The 17,282-nt window shown below is 48.9% G+C and carries 15 protein-coding genes; 9 read left to right on the top strand and 6 right to left on the bottom strand.

Annotated features, from left to right (window positions below; all coding sequences use genetic code 11):
• The first annotated feature begins 14 nt into the window (after positions 1-14).
• Positions 15-644, top strand: coding sequence for a fumarylacetoacetate hydrolase family protein (locus AC50YG_RS08195; protein ID WP_494826368.1), 630 nt, complete (start codon positions 15-17; stop codon positions 642-644).
• A gap of 150 nt (positions 645-794) precedes the next feature.
• On the opposite strand, the gene AC50YG_RS08190 is transcribed toward AC50YG_RS08195, so the two are convergent.
• Both AC50YG_RS08190 and AC50YG_RS08185 read right to left on the bottom strand, forming a co-directional pair.
• Positions 795-1,229 (bottom strand): Dps family protein, encoded by a 435-nt coding sequence (locus AC50YG_RS08190; RefSeq protein ID WP_445933790.1) that lies wholly within the window; start codon positions 1,227-1,229, stop codon positions 795-797.
• Between the two features lie 235 nt (positions 1,230-1,464).
• The gene (locus AC50YG_RS08185; protein ID WP_494826018.1) at positions 1,465-2,076 is read right to left on the bottom strand and encodes a TVP38/TMEM64 family protein; all 612 of its coding nucleotides are present in this window, start codon (positions 2,074-2,076) and stop codon (positions 1,465-1,467) included.
• A 180-nt stretch (positions 2,077-2,256) separates the two neighbouring features.
• Here AC50YG_RS08185 and AC50YG_RS08180 point away from each other — a divergent pair, with 180 nt between their 5' ends.
• Complete coding sequence (locus AC50YG_RS08180) at positions 2,257-3,432, top strand: substrate-binding domain-containing protein (protein WP_494826017.1); 1,176 nt, start codon at positions 2,257-2,259, stop codon at positions 3,430-3,432.
• A gap of 25 nt (positions 3,433-3,457) precedes the next feature.
• On the opposite strand, the gene AC50YG_RS08175 is transcribed toward AC50YG_RS08180, so the two are convergent.
• Both AC50YG_RS08175 and AC50YG_RS08170 read right to left on the bottom strand, forming a co-directional pair.
• Positions 3,458-3,730 carry a hypothetical protein gene (locus tag AC50YG_RS08175; RefSeq protein WP_494826016.1) on the bottom strand — a complete coding sequence of 91 codons (273 nt, stop codon included), beginning with the start codon at positions 3,728-3,730 and terminating at the stop codon, positions 3,458-3,460.
• 314 nt (positions 3,731-4,044) lie between these two features.
• Positions 4,045-5,076 (bottom strand): LacI family DNA-binding transcriptional regulator, encoded by a 1,032-nt coding sequence (locus AC50YG_RS08170; protein ID WP_473756715.1) that lies wholly within the window; start codon positions 5,074-5,076, stop codon positions 4,045-4,047.
• A 419-nt stretch (positions 5,077-5,495) separates the two neighbouring features.
• Between AC50YG_RS08170 and AC50YG_RS08165 the strand changes: the two genes are divergently transcribed.
• The 4 genes from AC50YG_RS08165 (at position 5,496) to AC50YG_RS08150 (ending at position 10,736) form a co-directional block, all read left to right on the top strand.
• A complete protein-coding gene (locus AC50YG_RS08165; RefSeq protein ID WP_494826014.1) occupies positions 5,496-6,806 on the top strand; it encodes a sugar ABC transporter substrate-binding protein in 1,311 nt (436 codons plus the stop codon).
• Positions 6,807-6,884: 78 nt separating this feature from the next.
• A complete protein-coding gene (locus AC50YG_RS08160) occupies positions 6,885-8,198 on the top strand; it encodes a carbohydrate ABC transporter permease (protein ID WP_494826013.1) in 1,314 nt (437 codons plus the stop codon).
• A complete protein-coding gene (locus AC50YG_RS08155; RefSeq protein WP_494826012.1) occupies positions 8,195-9,031 on the top strand; it encodes a sugar ABC transporter permease in 837 nt (278 codons plus the stop codon). Before AC50YG_RS08160 ends, AC50YG_RS08155 begins: the two co-directional genes overlap by 4 nt.
• A 4-nt stretch (positions 9,032-9,035) precedes the next feature.
• Positions 9,036-10,736, top strand: a complete 1,701-nt coding sequence (locus AC50YG_RS08150) for an alpha-amylase family glycosyl hydrolase (protein WP_494826011.1) — start codon at positions 9,036-9,038, stop codon at positions 10,734-10,736.
• Positions 10,737-10,939: 203 nt separating this feature from the next.
• On the opposite strand, the gene AC50YG_RS08145 is transcribed toward AC50YG_RS08150, so the two are convergent.
• Both AC50YG_RS08145 and trxB read right to left on the bottom strand, forming a co-directional pair.
• On the bottom strand, positions 10,940-12,796 hold the full coding sequence (locus AC50YG_RS08145; protein ID WP_494826367.1) for an alpha-glycosidase: 1,857 nt from the start codon (positions 12,794-12,796) through the stop codon (positions 10,940-10,942).
• Positions 12,797-13,003: 207 nt separating this feature from the next.
• On the bottom strand, positions 13,004-13,948 hold the full coding sequence (trxB, locus tag AC50YG_RS08140; protein ID WP_341280972.1) for a thioredoxin-disulfide reductase: 945 nt from the start codon (positions 13,946-13,948) through the stop codon (positions 13,004-13,006).
• A 144-nt stretch (positions 13,949-14,092) separates the two neighbouring features.
• Between trxB and AC50YG_RS08135 the strand changes: the two genes are divergently transcribed.
• From AC50YG_RS08135 to galU, 3 genes are all read left to right on the top strand, one after another.
• Positions 14,093-14,767 (top strand): response regulator transcription factor, encoded by a 675-nt coding sequence (locus AC50YG_RS08135; RefSeq protein WP_341280973.1) that lies wholly within the window; start codon positions 14,093-14,095, stop codon positions 14,765-14,767.
• Positions 14,764-16,215 (top strand): sensor histidine kinase, encoded by a 1,452-nt coding sequence (locus tag AC50YG_RS08130; protein WP_494826010.1) that lies wholly within the window; start codon positions 14,764-14,766, stop codon positions 16,213-16,215. The genes AC50YG_RS08135 and AC50YG_RS08130 overlap by 4 nt, the downstream gene beginning before the upstream one ends.
• A gap of 78 nt (positions 16,216-16,293) precedes the next feature.
• Positions 16,294-17,169, top strand: coding sequence for a UTP--glucose-1-phosphate uridylyltransferase GalU (gene galU / locus AC50YG_RS08125; RefSeq protein WP_494826009.1), 876 nt, complete (start codon positions 16,294-16,296; stop codon positions 17,167-17,169).
• Positions 17,170-17,282 lie beyond the last annotated feature (113 nt).

Raw genomic sequence — 17,282 nt, 5'->3', positions numbered from 1 at the left:
AGAGGGAGATGGGGATGTTTTCAGAAGTACGCAACATTTATTGCATTGGACGGAATTATCGTTTGCATGCATTGGAGCTGGGCAATGAGGTGCCTGAATCGCCGATGGTATTTACGAAGCCAACTCATGCGCTTGTGCCGATGGATGGCAGTGTTGTGGAGCTGCCGGGTAATCAAGGCGAGGTTCATTTCGAGCTGGAGCTGGTGCTGCGGGTTGGTAGGACGCTTGAGCCGGGCATGGACCCTGACGCATGTATCGATGGCCTGGCGCTGGGACTTGATATGACGCTACGCGATGTGCAAAGCAAAATCAAAGCGAAAGGCCAGCCATGGCTTCCGGCTAAAGGCTTCAAAGGCTCCGCTCCCCTTGGCGCATGGCTGCCGTACCCTGGTTCAGAAGAGCTCAAGGTCCATGATTTTGGGCTGCTTCGCAATAATGAAGAAGTACAGCATGGCAATTCTGCCGATATGCTGTTTGATATTGGAACGCTGCTTCGGCACATTAACGACAACTACGGGCTTGGGCCAGGCGATCTCATTTTTACTGGAACGCCAGCAGGTGTTGCGGCTTTGCAGGATGGCGACAAGCTCTCGGCATTGTGGCAAGGCAAAGAAGTAGCTAGCTGTTCAATTAAGCTCGTATAATCGGATTCAAACAACCAAAAAGCCCTCAAACCCGCGCAGTTCGCAGAGTTTGAAGGCTTTTTTTGCGTCGCAGCCTTCCCTTGCGGGAGAGGCTGTGACAGCTGAATATGAGGTGCACCTATACGAGCGTGTGGCATGATTTTTTGCAAATTAAGCGTTAAAAGCTTTCAGCATCCATACATGCTTCTCAAGCGAGGTGTGGATCGCAAGCAGCATATCGGCTGTCGTCTCATCATTCGCTTCTTGGGCAATCGACATGCCAGCTTTCAGTTCTTCGATAATGGTCGAGAAGTCGGTGATGAGAGACTCAACCATAGCAGTAGCTGTTTCTTTGCCTGTAGCATCTTTGATGGAAGCTGTCTCCATATATTCTTTCAACGTTGCGACAGGCTTGCCTTCCAGTGCGAGCAGGCGCTCGGCCAGCTCATCGACATTCAAAGCGGCCTCTTCATAAAATTCTTGAAACTTCACGTGCAGGGTGAAAAATTGCGAGCCCTTCACGTACCAGTGGAAGTTATGCAATTTAATATAGAGGACACTCCAGTTAGCGATTTGTTTATTTAATACCTCATGTGTTTTTTTCATTATCGTTCATCCTTTCGTTTCCTGATTTTATGTTTCTTAAAGGGGAGTTTGCTAGACGTAAACTCAAAGGCTAACAAGCTAATTGATTAATTTATAATAATTACTTATTTATAATTATTACAAATAACAAGCATTTTGTCAAGCTCGCCTCGCTGCATTCATCCGATAACATACTATAAACGTCCGAGCTTTATTTTAAACAAGCTGTTAAACAGACAGTGTTATTTTATGCGTTTCATTGTCTTTTTAACCACAGGCGGTAACCGCCATAAGATATGGCGAAAAAAGCGGCGTATACGCCTGCGAATAATGCGAAGCTCGCCCAATCTTTAAACATATTTTGTCCCATATAAGCGAATAGCAGCATAAAAGGGATTTTGCCAAGAGCCGATGCGATGGCATACGGAATCAGCCGTACAGAAGTGACCGCAGGATAAATATTGACGACCATATGGGGAATGATCGGAATTAAACGCGCTGTCAAAATCGTTAGAAACGGCCGTTTTTCCATCGTCGCCTGAAGCTTATCCAGTTGGTTGAATTTATGGAGGAAGGCTTTTCCTTGCTCTAGGAAGAGATAGCGCGCCAGCAGAAATACGATGATGGCAGCAAGTGAAGCGGCCAGCCAGCTAATTAATGCCCCAAGCAGTGGACCGTACATAAAACCGAGCAGAGCAATCATGATCTTGAATGGAACGACGGGAACGAGCACGAGGAACAGAGCGACGAGAAAGACGATAAATACAGATGGGGTGTCATTTTGCAGCCAATCGAGCAGATTGTTTTTGTATATAAAAACGGTGACGAGCAATAAAGCATAAATAATGGCGGAAACCCATTTCAGCATAACTATCTCCTTTAGCATGTCCTTGGCGGTACTTCTTTAATCTTAGCTGTTGCATGCTGGTGGGTGCAACCAAGGATAGTGTGCAAACGCCAGTACTACGTAAACTTGGTACTAGCTGGATGCTGACCATTCGCTAAAATAGGAAAAAAAGCCCATGGGGCGAAAAAGGGGAAACAGTCGTTGAAAGAGAGAGAGTGGAGTACCATTATTTTAGCTGCGATACTTATTAGCTTTCCGATTATGTTCTTTACTTGGATCATCTATGCTATTGTGATGCTGTCAACAGGCTCGAAATTATATGGAGCATTAGTCATTGCGGCTTCTGCGCTTATAAGTATCTTTTATTTGCTAGCTTATATTGATGTCATAAAAGAAAAGGTTTTCTGGTCATTGTGCGGTTCAGCAATCTTAGTCATTGCAATATTCTTTGTGCTCGGATGGAGATATGAACAATACGTAGAGAAGTTGAAAATCGTCGATGATCAAGCGATAAATATGAGGGATTATGAACCCTTCCGAGAAGGAACGAAGGCGGTATCCCTACCAGAGCCGCCAACGCTCAAGATCCGCAGTAAGCTTCCACATCTGGATGGCTCAACCGCCCTATATCCGATGTATGCGGCATTCGTTCAGGCGGTATACAAGCAAAAAGAATATCCCTACTATGGGCAGGACAGCGAGGTTCAGGTGAACGGTACAGAGGATGCCTATAATCGCTTAATTAAAGGCGAGGCTGATATTATTTTTGCGCCTGCACCGTCCAAGGATCAGGAAACTCAGGCAAAAGCAGCGGGTGTGGAGCTTACGCTGACGCCGATTGGCTATGAGGCTTTTATCTTTTTCGTGAACAGCCGCAATGAGGTGCAGAACTTGACGCTGGAGCAGATTCAGGGCATTTATGCAGGAGAGCTCACGAACTGGAAGCAGTTTGGGGGCGAGGCTGAGAAAATTCGGCCGTTCCAGCGCCGAGAGAACAGCGGCAGCCAGACGATGCTGCAAAAAATCATGAAGGATAAGCAACTGATGGAGCCTGCGAAAGAAGATGTTAATTCCGGGATGGGCGATATCATTAAACAAACCGCAAACTACCGCAATTATAAAAATGCAATCGGCTTTTCGTTTCTTTTCTACGCCACCGAAATGGTGCACGAGCAGCAAATCCATTTGCTGAAAATAAACGGCGTGGAGGCGAACCGCGAGAACATTAGAAACGGGACCTATCCGCTTACGGCGCCGTTTTATGCGATTACCGCAGGCAGCGACAATCCCAAAGTACAGCCGTTTATTGACTGGATTTTATCGCCGCAGGGTCAATATTTGATTGAGAAAACAGGGTATACTCCGCTTCAATCTTAAGTTACAGAATATGCTCATTATATATTTAATCAATAGGAGAAATTGAAATCAGATGAGGCTTCCTGTATACATTGTATTCAAAAACTACAAAATATTCTTTTTTTTCTTGGATTAGCTCATGAACTATGCTAGGAATCGAAACAGTTGTTAATTTCCCGTTTTGATTTAATACAGTTATGGAATTCTCTGTGACTTCCGTAACTGTACTTGATTCTCCAACGGTAGTTCCAGAGATGTAATAAGAACATAGGAAGGATATAATTAATACAGAAATAACCAGTAGTAATATCTTTTTCATAGTTTTGAGTCTCCTTCAGAATTATGGTATGAAATAATTTCAACACTAAATGATTTTATAATGCATTGAAATCATATGTTTAACTTCTCTGCTTGTCTAATTAATGGATCATCTCGTTTAATTAGTGACACGCAAGTTGCTATGTGATTTGAGTACATTTTTTTTATGGTCATACCTACAATGGTATCTGCTTCTACTATAACTAAATTTGAATTTAAGCAATCTAAATAACCAGCTGCTGATGAATTTTCAGCGACTGGTTATTTTATTTTAGCAATGTTTTGGTCCTTATCTCACCTAGGTGCTGTAGTTATTCAGCCCTTCTTAACAGGAACATGCATCGAGGATTCGCGGACGATCAACCGATGCGGAATAATGGTGCTCGATTGGTGAATCGGCTCGTCTTGGATGAGACGGACAAGCTTCTGCGAGGCGGTGTAGCCAAGCTGATAAGTACCGATATCGGTGGAGCTGATCGGAGGCGTGGCAAGCTCTGAGAGAGCGATATTGTTAAAGCTGACAATGCAAATATCGTCTGGAACGGAATAGCCCAGTTCGGTAAGTCCGCGCAGTACGCCGAAGGCGACCACATCATCAATGACGATGAGCGCGGTAGGACGGTCAGGCATTTCCATGAGAAAAGACATTGCCCGAAACCCGCTTTCCTGCAAAAATTCGCCCTCAACAACCCATTCCGTATTCAGCTTCAGCCCAGCGTTAGCTAAAGCTTGGTGATACCCCTCCATTCGGTCGAAGGAAACGGTCAAATTGCGCGGTCCGCTAACAAAGCCAATTCGCTCATGGCCTTGCAAAATCAAATGCTGGGCCGCATCATAAGCCGCCTGCACATTATTGTTGTTGACCGTTAAAATATGCGGATTCGAATCGTCTGTACGTCCAATCAGCACGCTCGGAAATTGCTGCTCATTCAAATAATGAATGAGCGGATCTTTGACGCGTGCGGATAGAAGAATGACGCCATCAACCCGGCGTCCAAGGACGAGCCTTGATATCGTTTCGATTTCATCATGCTCGCCAGTAGCGGTTGTCAGCAGCATGTCATAACCGGCTCTAGTGGAATGTGTCAGTATGCCCCGCAGCAGCTCCCCAAAGAAAAAGTCCTGGAACAGCTCCTCCGCAGGCCTTGGCAGCATAATAGCAAGTGTATTCGTTGTTTTGGAGACAAGGCTTTTAGCCATCGCATTGGGATGGTAGCCCATTTCCGCCATAATGCGTTTTACTTTATCTGCGGTTTCTTTACTAATGCGGGGGTGTTTAGAGACGACCCTTGATACGGTCGAAGGAGATACCCCTGCCGCTTTTGCAATATCTTTTATCGTTACCATAGTCTAATCGGGCTCCTGTCACTTTAACTGTGCAATCGTTTGAACATTATAGTTACATGTTAATGCAAGCGCTACCGAAAAGTAAATACGCCTGAGATTTAAAAATGGAAAAATGATGAAATCATAAGAAAATGGAAGTAAAATGCAGTGATCAAGCGAAACAAACGGATAATTTCAGCATTTTGAGCTGTGCAAACGTTTTAACAAACCTTTGTCCATGTTGTATGATAAATCCAATAATCAAACGCTTACATCGCAATTAATGAACAGATTCAAGCTGATTATATCGATTGAAAGCGGCTTGAATGATTTTTGCACGATCATTTGTACAAACGTTTGCACAAACAGAGGGAAGCGTTTGGAGCATCTGTATCAGTAGGCGTGCAGCAAAGGCATCACATTATGGAGGGGGATTTTTAATGATGAAGAAATGGTTGGGAGTATTTATCGTCTGTGTACTCGTGTTTACTTTGGCAGCATGCGGCAATGCGGGTAATGGCAGCAATAACGTGAGTGCGCCGGAAGCTTCCTCTACACCTGCAGAGCCTGGGGGGAGCAACGCTGTCAATGAGGAGGAGGGCGAGCTGCTGCCGGAGGATGGAGCAAGTCTCATCATCTGGGAAGGCAAATCCCAGCGTGCGTTTGTAGAAGCTTTAGCGCAGGAGTTTACGGAGCAATACGGCGTTCCCGTCAAGCTGGAGGAGGTTGAAAATCCGGATCAGGTGACGAAGCTGACGACGGATGGGCCAGCGGGGCTGGGAGCGGACATTGTTGTATTCCCGCATGATCAGATCGGGCGGGCCGCTTCTGCCGGTCTCGTGCTGCCGAATGATTGGTTTGGGGAAGAAACGGCAGGCGAAAATGATCCCAATGCAGTAAGCGCGGTAACCTTTGAGGAGATCCTTTATGGCTATCCGCGTTCCGTCGAAACGTATGCGCTGCTTTACAACAAAAAACTCGTTCCAACAGCTCCAAAAACGTTCGACGAGGTCATCACATTTAGCAAAACGTTTAATGATCCGAAAAAAAATAAATATACGATTATGTGGGAGCTTCAGCAATTTTATTATGATTATGCCTTCCTTGCCACAACCGGCGGATATATGTTCGGCAGCAATAATACAGATAAAGAAGACATTGGCCTAAACAATGAAGGCGCTGTGGAGGGAGCCGAGTTCCTTGCTTCGCTGAAGGAAAGCCTGCTGCCGCTCAATACAGGCGATATTACATTTGATATTAAAAAGGGTCTGTTCATCGAAGGCTCCTTGGCGATGGATATTAACGGGCCATGGGCGCTTGCTGATTACAAAGCTGCCGGAATCGAGCTTGGCGTAGCGCCGCTGCCATCGATCAATGGAAATCCAACAACCTCGTTCTCGGGCGTCCAAGGCTATTATGTAAACGCATTTACGAAATATCCGAATGCATCGAAGCTGTTTGCGCGATTCCTGTCTACGAAAGAGTCCCAGCTTCGCAACTTTGAAATGAACGGTACGATTCCGGCAAATTTAGAAGCGGTCCAAGATCCTAAAATTCAAAATGATGAAATTACGAAAGCTTTTTATGAACAGTTTTCCCATTCTACGCCAATGCCAGCTATTCCGCAAATGGCTAGTGTATGGGGGCCGATAACAGCCGGCATCGCTGATATTTGGGACGGGGGAAAAGATGTGAAAGCTACTCTCGACAACTCGGTAGCACAAATTCAAGATGCCATTGCCAGCCAATAACACGTTAGCGACAGCTTATTTTCACCCGCTGGAGGAGCTGCAGCGGGTGAATTTTAGTCGGGAGGGAGCCGGAGCGCAATGAAGCAGCATCGCACAATTGCTGTACTATTATCGATCGTGCTGCAAGGTTTGGGACAAATTTATAACCGGCAGTGGTTAAAGGGCATTCTTTTTATGCTGCTTGAAGTGGTGGGGTTCATCTATATTGCACCACGTCTCGGTGGGGCGATCTGGGGCCTTGTTACTTTAGGCGAGAAGACGCAAAAATTTGTGAAGGTTGGCAAAGTGGCGCAAATGGTCAAGGGCGACCATTCGATTTTTTTAATATTGGACGGGTTAATTCTATTATTTCTCGTATTTGTGCTGCTGGGCGTGTATGTGTGGAATATCATGGATGCTTATCGCAATGGCAAGCTGCGGGATGAGAAGAAGCCTGTCAGAACGTTCAGGCAATCGTATGAGCATGCAGCGACCTTTTATTTTCCTTATTTTATGCTCGCGCTTCCGGCGCTGGGCGTGCTTTTTTTCACGATTATGCCTATCGTGTTTACGGTCATGCTCGCTTTTACAAACTATTCGGCTCCTGATCATATTCCGCCAGCGAAGCTTGTCGATTGGGTAGGGTTCAAGACGTTTACTGATCTTGTGAAAATGAAGTCATGGAGCCACACGTTTGTAGGCGTGCTGATCTGGACGATTATTTGGGCCGTCCTGGCGACGGTGACAACTTATTTTGGCGGAATTCTCGTTGCCCTGCTGATTGAGCAGAAGGGTATTCGCTTCAAGAAGCTGTGGCGCACGATTTTTATCATTCCGTATGCGATTCCGCAGCTCATTTCATTACTGGTCATGAAAAATTTATTTAATGGCCAATTCGGGCCGATTAATCAATATTTAGGCTACTTTGGACTCGGCGGCCTGCCGTGGCTCACCGATCCTTTCTGGGCCAAGGTGACGGTCATTACCGTCAATATGTGGATTGGCATACCAGTTAGCATGGTGCTTATACTTGGCATTTTGACCTCGATTCCCCGTGATTTATATGAGGCTGCTGATGTGGATGGAGCGTCGACGCTGCAAAAATTCCGCATTATTACGATGCCGTTTATTTTGTTTTCGACGATGCCGATCTTGATTATGCAGTTTGCAGGCAATATTAATAACTTTAATGTGATTTTCCTCCTGACGGGCGGCAATCCGGCGAAGGGCGATTACCAGTTTGCTGGTGCGACCGACCTGCTGATTACTTGGCTCTATAAACTGACGCTCGATAACAATAAATATAATGTGGCTTCGGCCGTTGGCATCATTATCTTTATGATTGTGGCTATTTTCTCGATCTGGAATTTCCGGCGCTCGAAATCGTTTAAAGAGGAGGATATGATCCAATGAGAAAATGGAAAAGCAATGCCCGTCTGACCCTGAGCTACGCGCTGCTGCTGTTGATTTCGGTGGTCGCGATCTATCCGGCACTGTGGGTCGTTCTGTCTTCGCTGCGCCCGGGAGGCTCGCTGTACAGTGAACATTTTTGGCCTAGGCAATTTACGCTCGTTCATTATGCGGAGCTATTTACCAGCAAGGCCTATCTATATGGCACGTGGTATTTGAATACGCTGAAAATTGCCGTCGTCACGATGATTTTATCGACGATACTCGTAACGCTCAGCATGTACGCCCTATCGCGGTTTCGCTTTCGCGGGCGCAAGACAGCCTTGACGGTTATGCTGGTGCTCGGGATGTTTCCGAGTTTTATGAGCCTGATTGCGATCTATATCATATTGCTGCAATTAAATTTGCTTGATACGCATATGGCGCTTATTCTGGTTTATTCGGCGGGGGCCGCGCTGGGCGGATTTATTGTAAAGGGCTTCTTTGACACGATTCCCCGCAGCTTGGATGAGGCGGCCAGAATAGACGGGGCCTCGCATTTGCAGGTGTTTGCGAAAATCATGCTGCCGTTGTCGAAGCCAATGCTCACCTACGTGGCGCTGACCTCGTTTACTGGCGTATGGGGCGATTTTATTTTCGCAAGGCTGGTGCTGCGTACGAAGGAAAACTGGACAGTGGCGGTGGGAATGTGGGATTTGGTCAATTCGCTGCAAAATAGCAATTTCACGATGTTCGCTGCTGGCTCTGTACTCATTGCGATACCGATTACGCTGCTATTCATCTTTCTCCAGCGTTTTCTCGTACAGGGGCTCACCTCTGGCGCATCGAAGGGGTGAGGCGATGTGGATAAGCGTTCATGGGTTAATGGGCGACAGCGTGCGCAAGGCTGGTTTAGCTGTTTTTGTTCTGCTGCTGCTGCTCGTTGCCGCTTGCAGCACCGATTCCAACTCCAACTCCAATTCCAGCTCCAGTTTCAGCTCTAGCGCGAGCGCCAGTCCCGATTCCGGTCCCAGTCTCAGCCCCAGCGCCAGTCCAGAAGTTGATAGCTATGAAGTGGATGAACAGCCCTCCACTGTCTATTATGAAATATTTGTGCGGTCGTTCTATGATACGAATGGCGATGGCATCGGCGATTTGAACGGCGTAACCGTAAAGCTGGATTATTTGCAGCAGCTTGGTATAGGCGGCATTTGGCTTATGCCCATTCAACCCTCCCCAAGCTATCATGGCTATGATGTGACGGACTATTATGCGATAAATCCCGATTATGGGACGCTGGAGGATTTGCATAGACTTCTGGCAGAGGCGCATAAGCGGGATATCAAAGTTATTATGGATTTGGTCGTAAACCATACAAGCACGGAGCATACGTGGTTTAAGCAGGCCACGGAGGATGCTGCAAGCCCTTATCGAAGCTGGTATCATTTTGCTGATAAGGATGAGAAGGTGCAGGAGGATGGGGCAGTTGGGGGCAAGTCTTGGCATGCTGCCGGTAGCAGTCGTTATTTGGGTGTTTTTTGGGAAGGGATGCCGGATTTGAATTTTGATGAGCCTGGCGTTAGAGAAGAGATGATCCAGATTGGGCGGTTTTGGCTGGAGCAGGGCCTAGATGGCTTTAGGCTCGATGCTGCCAAGCATATATATGGCGATTTTGCTTCTACAGTGAACAGTGATGCTGTGAAAAAGAACAACCAGCGCTGGTGGCAGCAATTTCGCAGCGGGCTTTCGGAGGTGAATCCGGGCGCTTTTCTCATTGGCGAGGTATGGGATTCAGTGACGGTTGTTGCGCCTTATCTGGAGGGGGCATTTGATTCGGCTTTCAACTTTGACTTGGCCGGGAAGCTGCTCCGTGCAGCAAGCTCCGAGAGCGACCCTGATGCTGCTTTTTCGCTGCAACGGGCCTATAAGCTGTACGGAGATGCTTCAGGAGGTGCGTTCACCGATGCTTCGTTTCTGAGCAACCATGATCAAAATCGTGTGATGTCGGTGTTGAATGGAAATGTGGCACATGCGAAGACAGCGGCTTCCTTGCTTCTGACACTGCCGGGCAATCCCTTCATCTATTATGGGGAAGAGATCGGAATGAAGGGCATGAAGCCGGATGAGCGTATTCGCGAGCCGATGCTTTGGCACTCCTCCATAGATGGCGGTAAAGGACAAACGACTTGGGAGGATGCCAGCTCCAATGCCGACCCGAGCTTGGTGTCTGTGGAAGCGCAGCTCAATGATGAGCAATCGCTGCTGGCCCATTATCAAATGCTGATCGGCTGGCGTAATGAGCTGCCCGCCCTGCGTGATGGCGGCATAGAGGAATATCGTCTTGATTCGCCGATAAGTCAGGTTAGCTCGTATGTAAGGGCAACTGCAAAGGAACGGGTGCTGGTGCTAATTAACTTGTCGAAGGAACAGCAGCTGGTTAAACTGCATGAGCAGGAGCCTTTCGGCTCTTTCAACAAGGTAATACGCGACAGCCATAAGGGTGTGGAGATGCAAGATGGGCTCATAAGTCTGCCGCCATATAGTGTGTTTATTGTAAAATGAGGCGACTGAACGGGCTGAGTTAAAGGTAGCCTCGCTTGAAACGTAACAGCGCTTGAAACGAAATGGTGAACAAGGAAAAGACAGGCGAGCATGCTGCCTGTCTTTTTCCTTGTTTAAAATATAATAACGGAGAAGCTTCACATTTAGAAGCTTCTTATAATTCACCCTCGAAACGGCTGCCGCCGAGCTTACGCCCGCTGCTATTACAGCTTTTGTTGCAGCAGCACCTCATAGCCATAAGCTGGCAGCTGTAAAGTAATGCTGCCGGACTTTGCATCATGTGCTTGTGGAAAATCGTGAAGCAGAGACAGCCATTCATAACGACGGATTACATCTTGGACGGTTTCTGTTGAGTTAACCAGTTCTACACTGCTTTCGTCTGCGCTTGCGGCAACCTCCCGCGAAGCCTCTCCAACCGCTGTATCTTCTACGCGAAAGCTCACCTCGGCCGGCTTGGCTCCGGCATTCATCGCAATAACGATTCGCTCATCGCCTGAACGGCGCTCATAAACGATGATGCGCCTTGTTTCATCGGCGTGGATGAAGCGTATGGTTGCGCTGCGAAGAGCAGCATGGCTGCGGCGCAGGGCAATCGCTTGCTTAAAGAAATCTAGCAGCACAGCGTTCTGTTCTTCTGGTTCCCACACCATGCATTTGCGGCATTCGGGATCGCCTCCGCCATTCAAACCGATTTCATCACCATAATAAATGCAGGGAACGCCGGGATAGGTCAGCTTGAACAGGGTAGCCAGCTTCATCGCGCCGAGCTCATCTCCGCAAACCGTCAATAGTCTTGGCGTATCGTGGCTGCCTAGCAAATTGAAGGCAGTTTCGGTTACCTGCTGCGGATAAGCAGCGAGCTGCGCTCCGAGGGCACTAGTGAAAGCGGAAGCGTCAATTTTCTGATAGGCGAAAAAGTCGAGCACAGCATTCGTAAACGGGTAATTCATGACGGCGTCAAATTGATCGCCCTGCAGCCACATCATTGAGTCATGCCAAATTTCACCGAGAATGTAGGCTTCGGGATTCGCTTTTTTCACAACGGCTCGGAACACGCGCCAAAACTGATGATCCACCTCATTGGCCACATCGAGCCGCCAGCCGTCGATTCCGATTTCCTCAATCCAGTAGCGGGCGGCCTTAAACAGGTATTCCTTAACATCGGGATGCTCGGTATTGAGCTTTGGCATCAGCGGCTCGAAGGCGAACGTTTCATAGGTGGGTATGCCGTCTACTACACGCAAAGGCCATTCCCGCACATGAAACCAATCAGCGTAAGGCGATGCCGCTCCGCGCTCAAGCGCATCCACGAATGGCGGAAATGTTCGTCCGGAATGATTGAAGACCGCATCAAGCAGCACGCGTATGCCCCGCTGATGGCACGCGTCCACCAGCTCTTTGAGCTTCTCATTCGTACCGAAATGCGCATCTACCTTCATATAATCCGCGGTATCGTATTTATGGTTAGTCGTAGCTTCAAATAAAGGATTGAAATAAATAGCGTTTATGCCAAGCTCGCCTAGGTAGTCCAGATGGTCAATGACCCCCTGAAGATCGCCTCCAAAAAAATTGCGTGGCGTCGGCTCGCCGCCCCAAGCTTCGGTAGCCTCGGGATTTAAATCGGCATCTCCGTTTGCGAACCGTTCGGGGAAAATTTGATAAAAAACGGCATCCTTCACCCATGCAGGAGGAGCAAATACGTCAACGGGATTAATAAACGGATAGTCAAAAAAGCTGTTCGAGTTTTCCGGCATCGTCCCATGAAAGCCCGACTCCGTCAAAATAAGCTGCTCCAAGCCGCTAGTCAGCTGGAAGGCGTATCGCTGCCTGCGAAACGGCGGGATTACCGCTGCTTCCCAATAATCAAACAAGGCGTCGGAGGATAGCAGCGACATCTCGATTAATTCTTTGGTTTCCTCCCAGGCATATTTGTCGCCAACGATGGCATGGACGTGGTCCATATCGTCTTTTTTGGTGCGCAGGCGGATATGCAGCGTTTTCCCGTCGTAGGCATACGCCCAGTTTTGCTTTGGCCGATGATAAATAGCTTCCAATAACATCATTCCACTCTCCTCAAGTTTAATGGCTTAAACGAGCAAGAAGAACGCAAAAAAAGGTACAACCCGCACCTTTTCAGCGAGGTTGTACCTTCTCCATAATCGATCAGCCTTTGATCGTAATGTGTTCGGTAGCATTGCCTTTATCTTCAGCTCTGATTATACACCGTGAAGGGAAATCATGCCATCATTTATTTAAGGGAAATGAGCTTAAGCATGGACCGAAGCCACATGAGCCTGGGCTTCTAGGAAACGCTCGGCGTCGAGCGCCGCCATACAGCCGCTGCCAGCAGCAGTAATCGCTTGGCGATACTGGCGATCCTGTACATCGCCGCAGGCGAAGACGCCTGGGATGTTCGTCTCGGCAGTTCCGGGCTTCACAATAATATAGCCTTGATCATCGGTGTCGATTTGACCGCCAAGGAAGCCCGTGTTCGGCGTATGCCCGATCGTAATGAATACACCGTCCGCCTCAATCAGCTCTTCCTCCCCGGTTTCATTGTTGCGCACTTTAAGGCCTTGAAGTCCTGTATCTCCGGCTGCTACCTCAAGCGGGGTGCGGTCGAGACTCCAGGAGATTTTGTCATTGTCGCGAGCGCGGTCCTGCATGATTTTCGAAGCGCGCAGCTCGGAGCGGCGGTTAACGACCGTTACTTCCGACGCGAAGCGAGTCAGGAACACCGATTCCTCCATAGCGGAGTCGCCGCCGCCGACAACGAGAATTTTTTTGCCCCGGAAAAAGAAACCATCGCAGGTTGCGCATGTGCTGACGCCGCGTCCGATGTTCTCCTGCTCGCCCGGAATACCTAGATATTTCGCCGAAGCACCGGTTGAAATAATGACCGATTCAGCCTGCAGCTCGCCGATTCCTTCCACATCGAGCGTATAAGGGCGTTTGCTGAAATCTACGCTTTTCACAGAGCCAGTGCGGAACGTAGCACCGAAGCGCTGTGCTTGCTTGCGCATATTGGACATCAGCTCGCTGCCGAGAATGCCGTCAGGGAAGCCGGGGAAATTTTCGATTTCGGTCGTCGTCGTCAGTTGGCCGCCTGGCTGCCAGCCTTCAATAACGAGCGGCTCCATGTTGGCGCGAGCCAAATAAATAGCAGCGGTTAGTCCCGCAGGTCCAGTACCGATAATAATTGTTTTATGCATAAATGATTGCCTCCATTCGATAGCCTCTGATAATAAATTCTAGTTTAAAATTATTACAATTAACGGGTACTGTCAAACATGTTCATCTTAAATTCATCTATATGTATTATGGTAGAGTAAAGTCGAACAAAAGGGGTGATCCGCATGCCAAAAATATTAGTCGTAGATGATGATCCAAACATTCGTGAGCTTGTCAGCATTTTGCTGCGCCGCGAAGGTTTTCAAATTATAGAAGCACAGGATGGACAGGATGCGCTAGAGCTGCTGGAGACGGTGCTGCCGGATTTGGCCGTTATTGACGTCATGATGCCGCGTATGGACGGCTGGACCTTATGCGAAACGCTGCGCGCCTCGTATGATATGCCGCTGCTGCTGCTGACCGCTAAAGGCGAAACGGCGAATAAAGTAAAAGGCTTCGGTCTTGGGGCCGATGATTATATGGTTAAGCCATTTGAGCCGCTGGAGCTTGCAGTACGCATTAAAGCTTTGCTCAAGCGCTACCGCATCGCGGCTTCACAGACCGTGGAGCTGGGGCAGCTGACGCTCAATTTGAGTGAATTTCATGTCACGATGGCTGGCAAGCGGATACTGCTGCCGCCTAAAGAGTTTGAGCTATTGTTCAAGCTGGCGAGCTACCCGGACAAAACGTTTTCAAGGGAACAGTTGATCGAGCAAATATGGGGCATGAACTATGAAGGGGATGAGCGGACGGTGGATGTGCATATCAAACGGCTGCGCGAGCGCTTTACCGAGGAAGAAGCGGGCATCCGGATCGTCACGATTCGCGGGCTCGGCTATCGAATGGAGGAGCTTGAATGATTCGCAGCCTGTATGTTCGCGTGACCTTGACGTTTCTGGTCATTGTGGTCATCAGCATGGGCATCGCTTATTGGATGGCGGATCAAATTTTCACAAGGGATTTAAGCGGACAATTTCCTAACCAGCTGGATCGCTCGATTGTACGAATGGAACAGCTGTATGCCGCTTCCTCGCCAAAGTCCTTGAGCATCTTCATTAAACAGGTTGCAGAAATGCAAAATATAGCGATTGTAGCCATAGGCCGTAGTGGAGAAGTCATTGAGGCGGGCAAGACCAGCGCGGAAATCACACAGCTTCTAACTCCAGAGGTGATTGAAAATGCTTTCGCCGGTCAACTGCAAATGCTGCCGAGCCAAGCTGAGGGCGAGACCAGCGGGCCATCCTCGCCACCAGCTTTAGGGCGCAAAGCTGTGCTTGGCGAAAGGGACTGGGCTATCTTCGTTCGGCCCGATCGCGTCCCGGAAATTCGCAGCTTCCAGCGCAATACCTACACCATATTGATCACGCTGCTTGTCGTTGGCTGCATTCTAATTCCGATTGCCGCCCGTTATTTGGTCAAGCCGCTCAAAATGATGACCGAAGCGACGAAGCGCATCGCCACCGGAGATTTCTCTGTGCAGCTGCCGGTGCAGCGCCGGGATGAGCTCGGCAATTTGGCGGACAGCATCAATCGCATGACATTAGGCTTGTCGCAGCTGGAGACGATGCGGCAGGATTTTGTATCCAATGTCTCCCACGAAATTCAATCGCCGCTGACATCTATCGGCGGCTTCGCCGAGGTGCTGCGCAGCGAGGAGCTGACCGATGAGGAGCGCAATCGATACGTCGGCATTATTAAGCAGGAGAGCAGCCGCTTGTCCCGGCTGAGCGAGAATTTGCTTAAGCTCGCTTCGCTGGATTCGAAGCAGCATCCCTTTGAGCCGCGAGCGATCAGGCTGGACCGCCAGCTGCGCGATGTCGTGCTTTCATGTGAGCCGCAGTGGATGGCGAAGCAGCTCACGGTTGAGCTGCTGATGGAGGAGACGGTCATCGTCGCGGACGAGGATCAGCTGAGTCAGGTTTGGAACAATCTGCTGGCGAACAGCATGAAGTTTACACCGGATAATGGGCACATCCACATTACGCTGTTTGAGGAAAATGGCTGTGCAACCGTGCGTATTGCCGATAACGGCAGCGGCATTTCCCCCGCTGATCAGGAGCGGGTATTCGAGCGCTTTTATAAAGCGGATGCGGCGCGTGACCGGGTGAAAGGCGGCAGCGGGCTAGGGCTGTCTATTGTGAAGAAAATCGTCGATATTCACGAAGGCTTGATTGAAATCGAATCCAGCGTCTTAGCAGGCAGAGGCAATGGGGCGCCATCCGGCACGACGATTCGGGTCATGCTGCCGCTTCGTTCGGCGCAGCTGCAAGCGGCTCAAGCTGGCAGCGATGAAAAAGACATGGACTAGCTGGAAACAGAAGCCAAGACAAGGTATGATGAGGAGAGCTTTACTCGAACAAAATGTGAAAGATGGAGGCGGCGACGTATGGGACAAAAGGTACGCAAGGCGATTATCCCTGCAGGCGGACTTGGCACAAGATTTTTGCCCGCAACGAAGGCGCAGCCTAAAGAAATGCTGCCGATTATAGATAAGCCAGCGATTCAATATATTGTGGAAGAAGCGGTGCAGTCGGGCATCGACAGCATCGTTATTGTGAGCGGCCGTCATAAACGGGCGATCGAGGACCATTTTGACAAGTCGGTTGAGCTTGAAGGAGAACTAGAGGAGCGCGGCAATGAGGAAATGCTCAAGGTTGTAAAAGAAATTTCGCAGCTGGCCGACATTTATTATGTTCGGCAGAAGGAGCCGCTCGGTCTCGGGCATGCGGTGCTGTGCGCGCAGCGTTTTATTGGTGACGAGCCATTCGCGGTGCTGCTCGGGGACGACATTCTGACGTCCGAGCCGCCATGCCTGAAGCAAATGATCGATCGTTATGAGCAGTATGCCTCCTCAGTCGTTGCTCTTATGGAAGTGCCATGGAATCAGACGCATAAGTATGGCATTGCCGATATTCGCGACGAAGCGGGACATATCCGTGAGCTGATCGAGAAGCCGTTGCCTGGACAAGCACCTTCGAATTGGGCTGTTGTGGGACGCTATGTGCTGGAGCCGGCTATTTTCGACCTTTTGTCTAAGGCGGAGCCGGGCAAAGCGGGGGAGATTCAATTAACGGACAGCCTGCAGCGGTTGAACGAGCTGTCGCCGATTATTGGGCATCGTTTTACAGGCAAGCGCCATGATGTAGGGGATAAGCTGGGCTTTGTTCAAGCGACGATTGATTTTGCGCTGGAGCGTGAAGATTTACGGGAGGACGTTCGGCGTTATGTGCTGGAGCGCCTTGCTGCCTATACACACAGCTAGTCTGCATGAGGCGTTTATGTATTTTTGTGTCAGATCAGTAAATTAATTTTCTGCTCATCTTTTTTTAAGGTTATTTTCATAAACCGGTTTTATAATTACACTACATTAAGTAG

The organism is Paenibacillus sp. J31R34 (genome assembly GCF_059383715.1).
Note: the sequence above shows the minus strand (reverse complement) of the source record. Positions and strands in the feature narration are given on the sequence as shown.

Bases quoted from the DNA above. Each gene is read 5' to 3' on its own strand.
- AC50YG_RS08175 (WP_494826016.1), bottom strand. From the start codon at position 3,730: ATGAAAAAGATATTACTACTGGTTATTTCTGTATTAATTATATCCTTC.
- AC50YG_RS08155 (WP_494826012.1), top strand. From the start codon at position 8,195: ATGAGAAAATGGAAAAGCAATGCCCGTCTGACCCTGAGCTACGCGCTG.
- AC50YG_RS08145 (WP_494826367.1), bottom strand. From the start codon at position 12,796: ATGTTATTGGAAGCTATTTATCATCGGCCAAAGCAAAACTGGGCGTAT.
- trxB (WP_341280972.1), bottom strand. From the start codon at position 13,948: ATGCATAAAACAATTATTATCGGTACTGGACCTGCGGGACTAACCGCT.
- AC50YG_RS08135 (WP_341280973.1), top strand. From the start codon at position 14,093: ATGCCAAAAATATTAGTCGTAGATGATGATCCAAACATTCGTGAGCTT.
- AC50YG_RS08130 (WP_494826010.1), top strand. From the start codon at position 14,764: ATGATTCGCAGCCTGTATGTTCGCGTGACCTTGACGTTTCTGGTCATT.
- AC50YG_RS08170 (WP_473756715.1), bottom strand. From the start codon at position 5,076: ATGGTAACGATAAAAGATATTGCAAAAGCGGCAGGGGTATCTCCTTCG.
- AC50YG_RS08160 (WP_494826013.1), top strand. From the start codon at position 6,885: ATGAAGCAGCATCGCACAATTGCTGTACTATTATCGATCGTGCTGCAA.
- AC50YG_RS08150 (WP_494826011.1), top strand. From the start codon at position 9,036: ATGTGGATAAGCGTTCATGGGTTAATGGGCGACAGCGTGCGCAAGGCT.
- AC50YG_RS08190 (WP_445933790.1), bottom strand. From the start codon at position 1,229: ATGAAAAAAACACATGAGGTATTAAATAAACAAATCGCTAACTGGAGT.
- AC50YG_RS08195 (WP_494826368.1), top strand. From the start codon at position 15: ATGTTTTCAGAAGTACGCAACATTTATTGCATTGGACGGAATTATCGT.
- AC50YG_RS08165 (WP_494826014.1), top strand. From the start codon at position 5,496: ATGATGAAGAAATGGTTGGGAGTATTTATCGTCTGTGTACTCGTGTTT.
- galU (WP_494826009.1), top strand. From the start codon at position 16,294: ATGGGACAAAAGGTACGCAAGGCGATTATCCCTGCAGGCGGACTTGGC.
- AC50YG_RS08185 (WP_494826018.1), bottom strand. From the start codon at position 2,076: ATGCTGAAATGGGTTTCCGCCATTATTTATGCTTTATTGCTCGTCACC.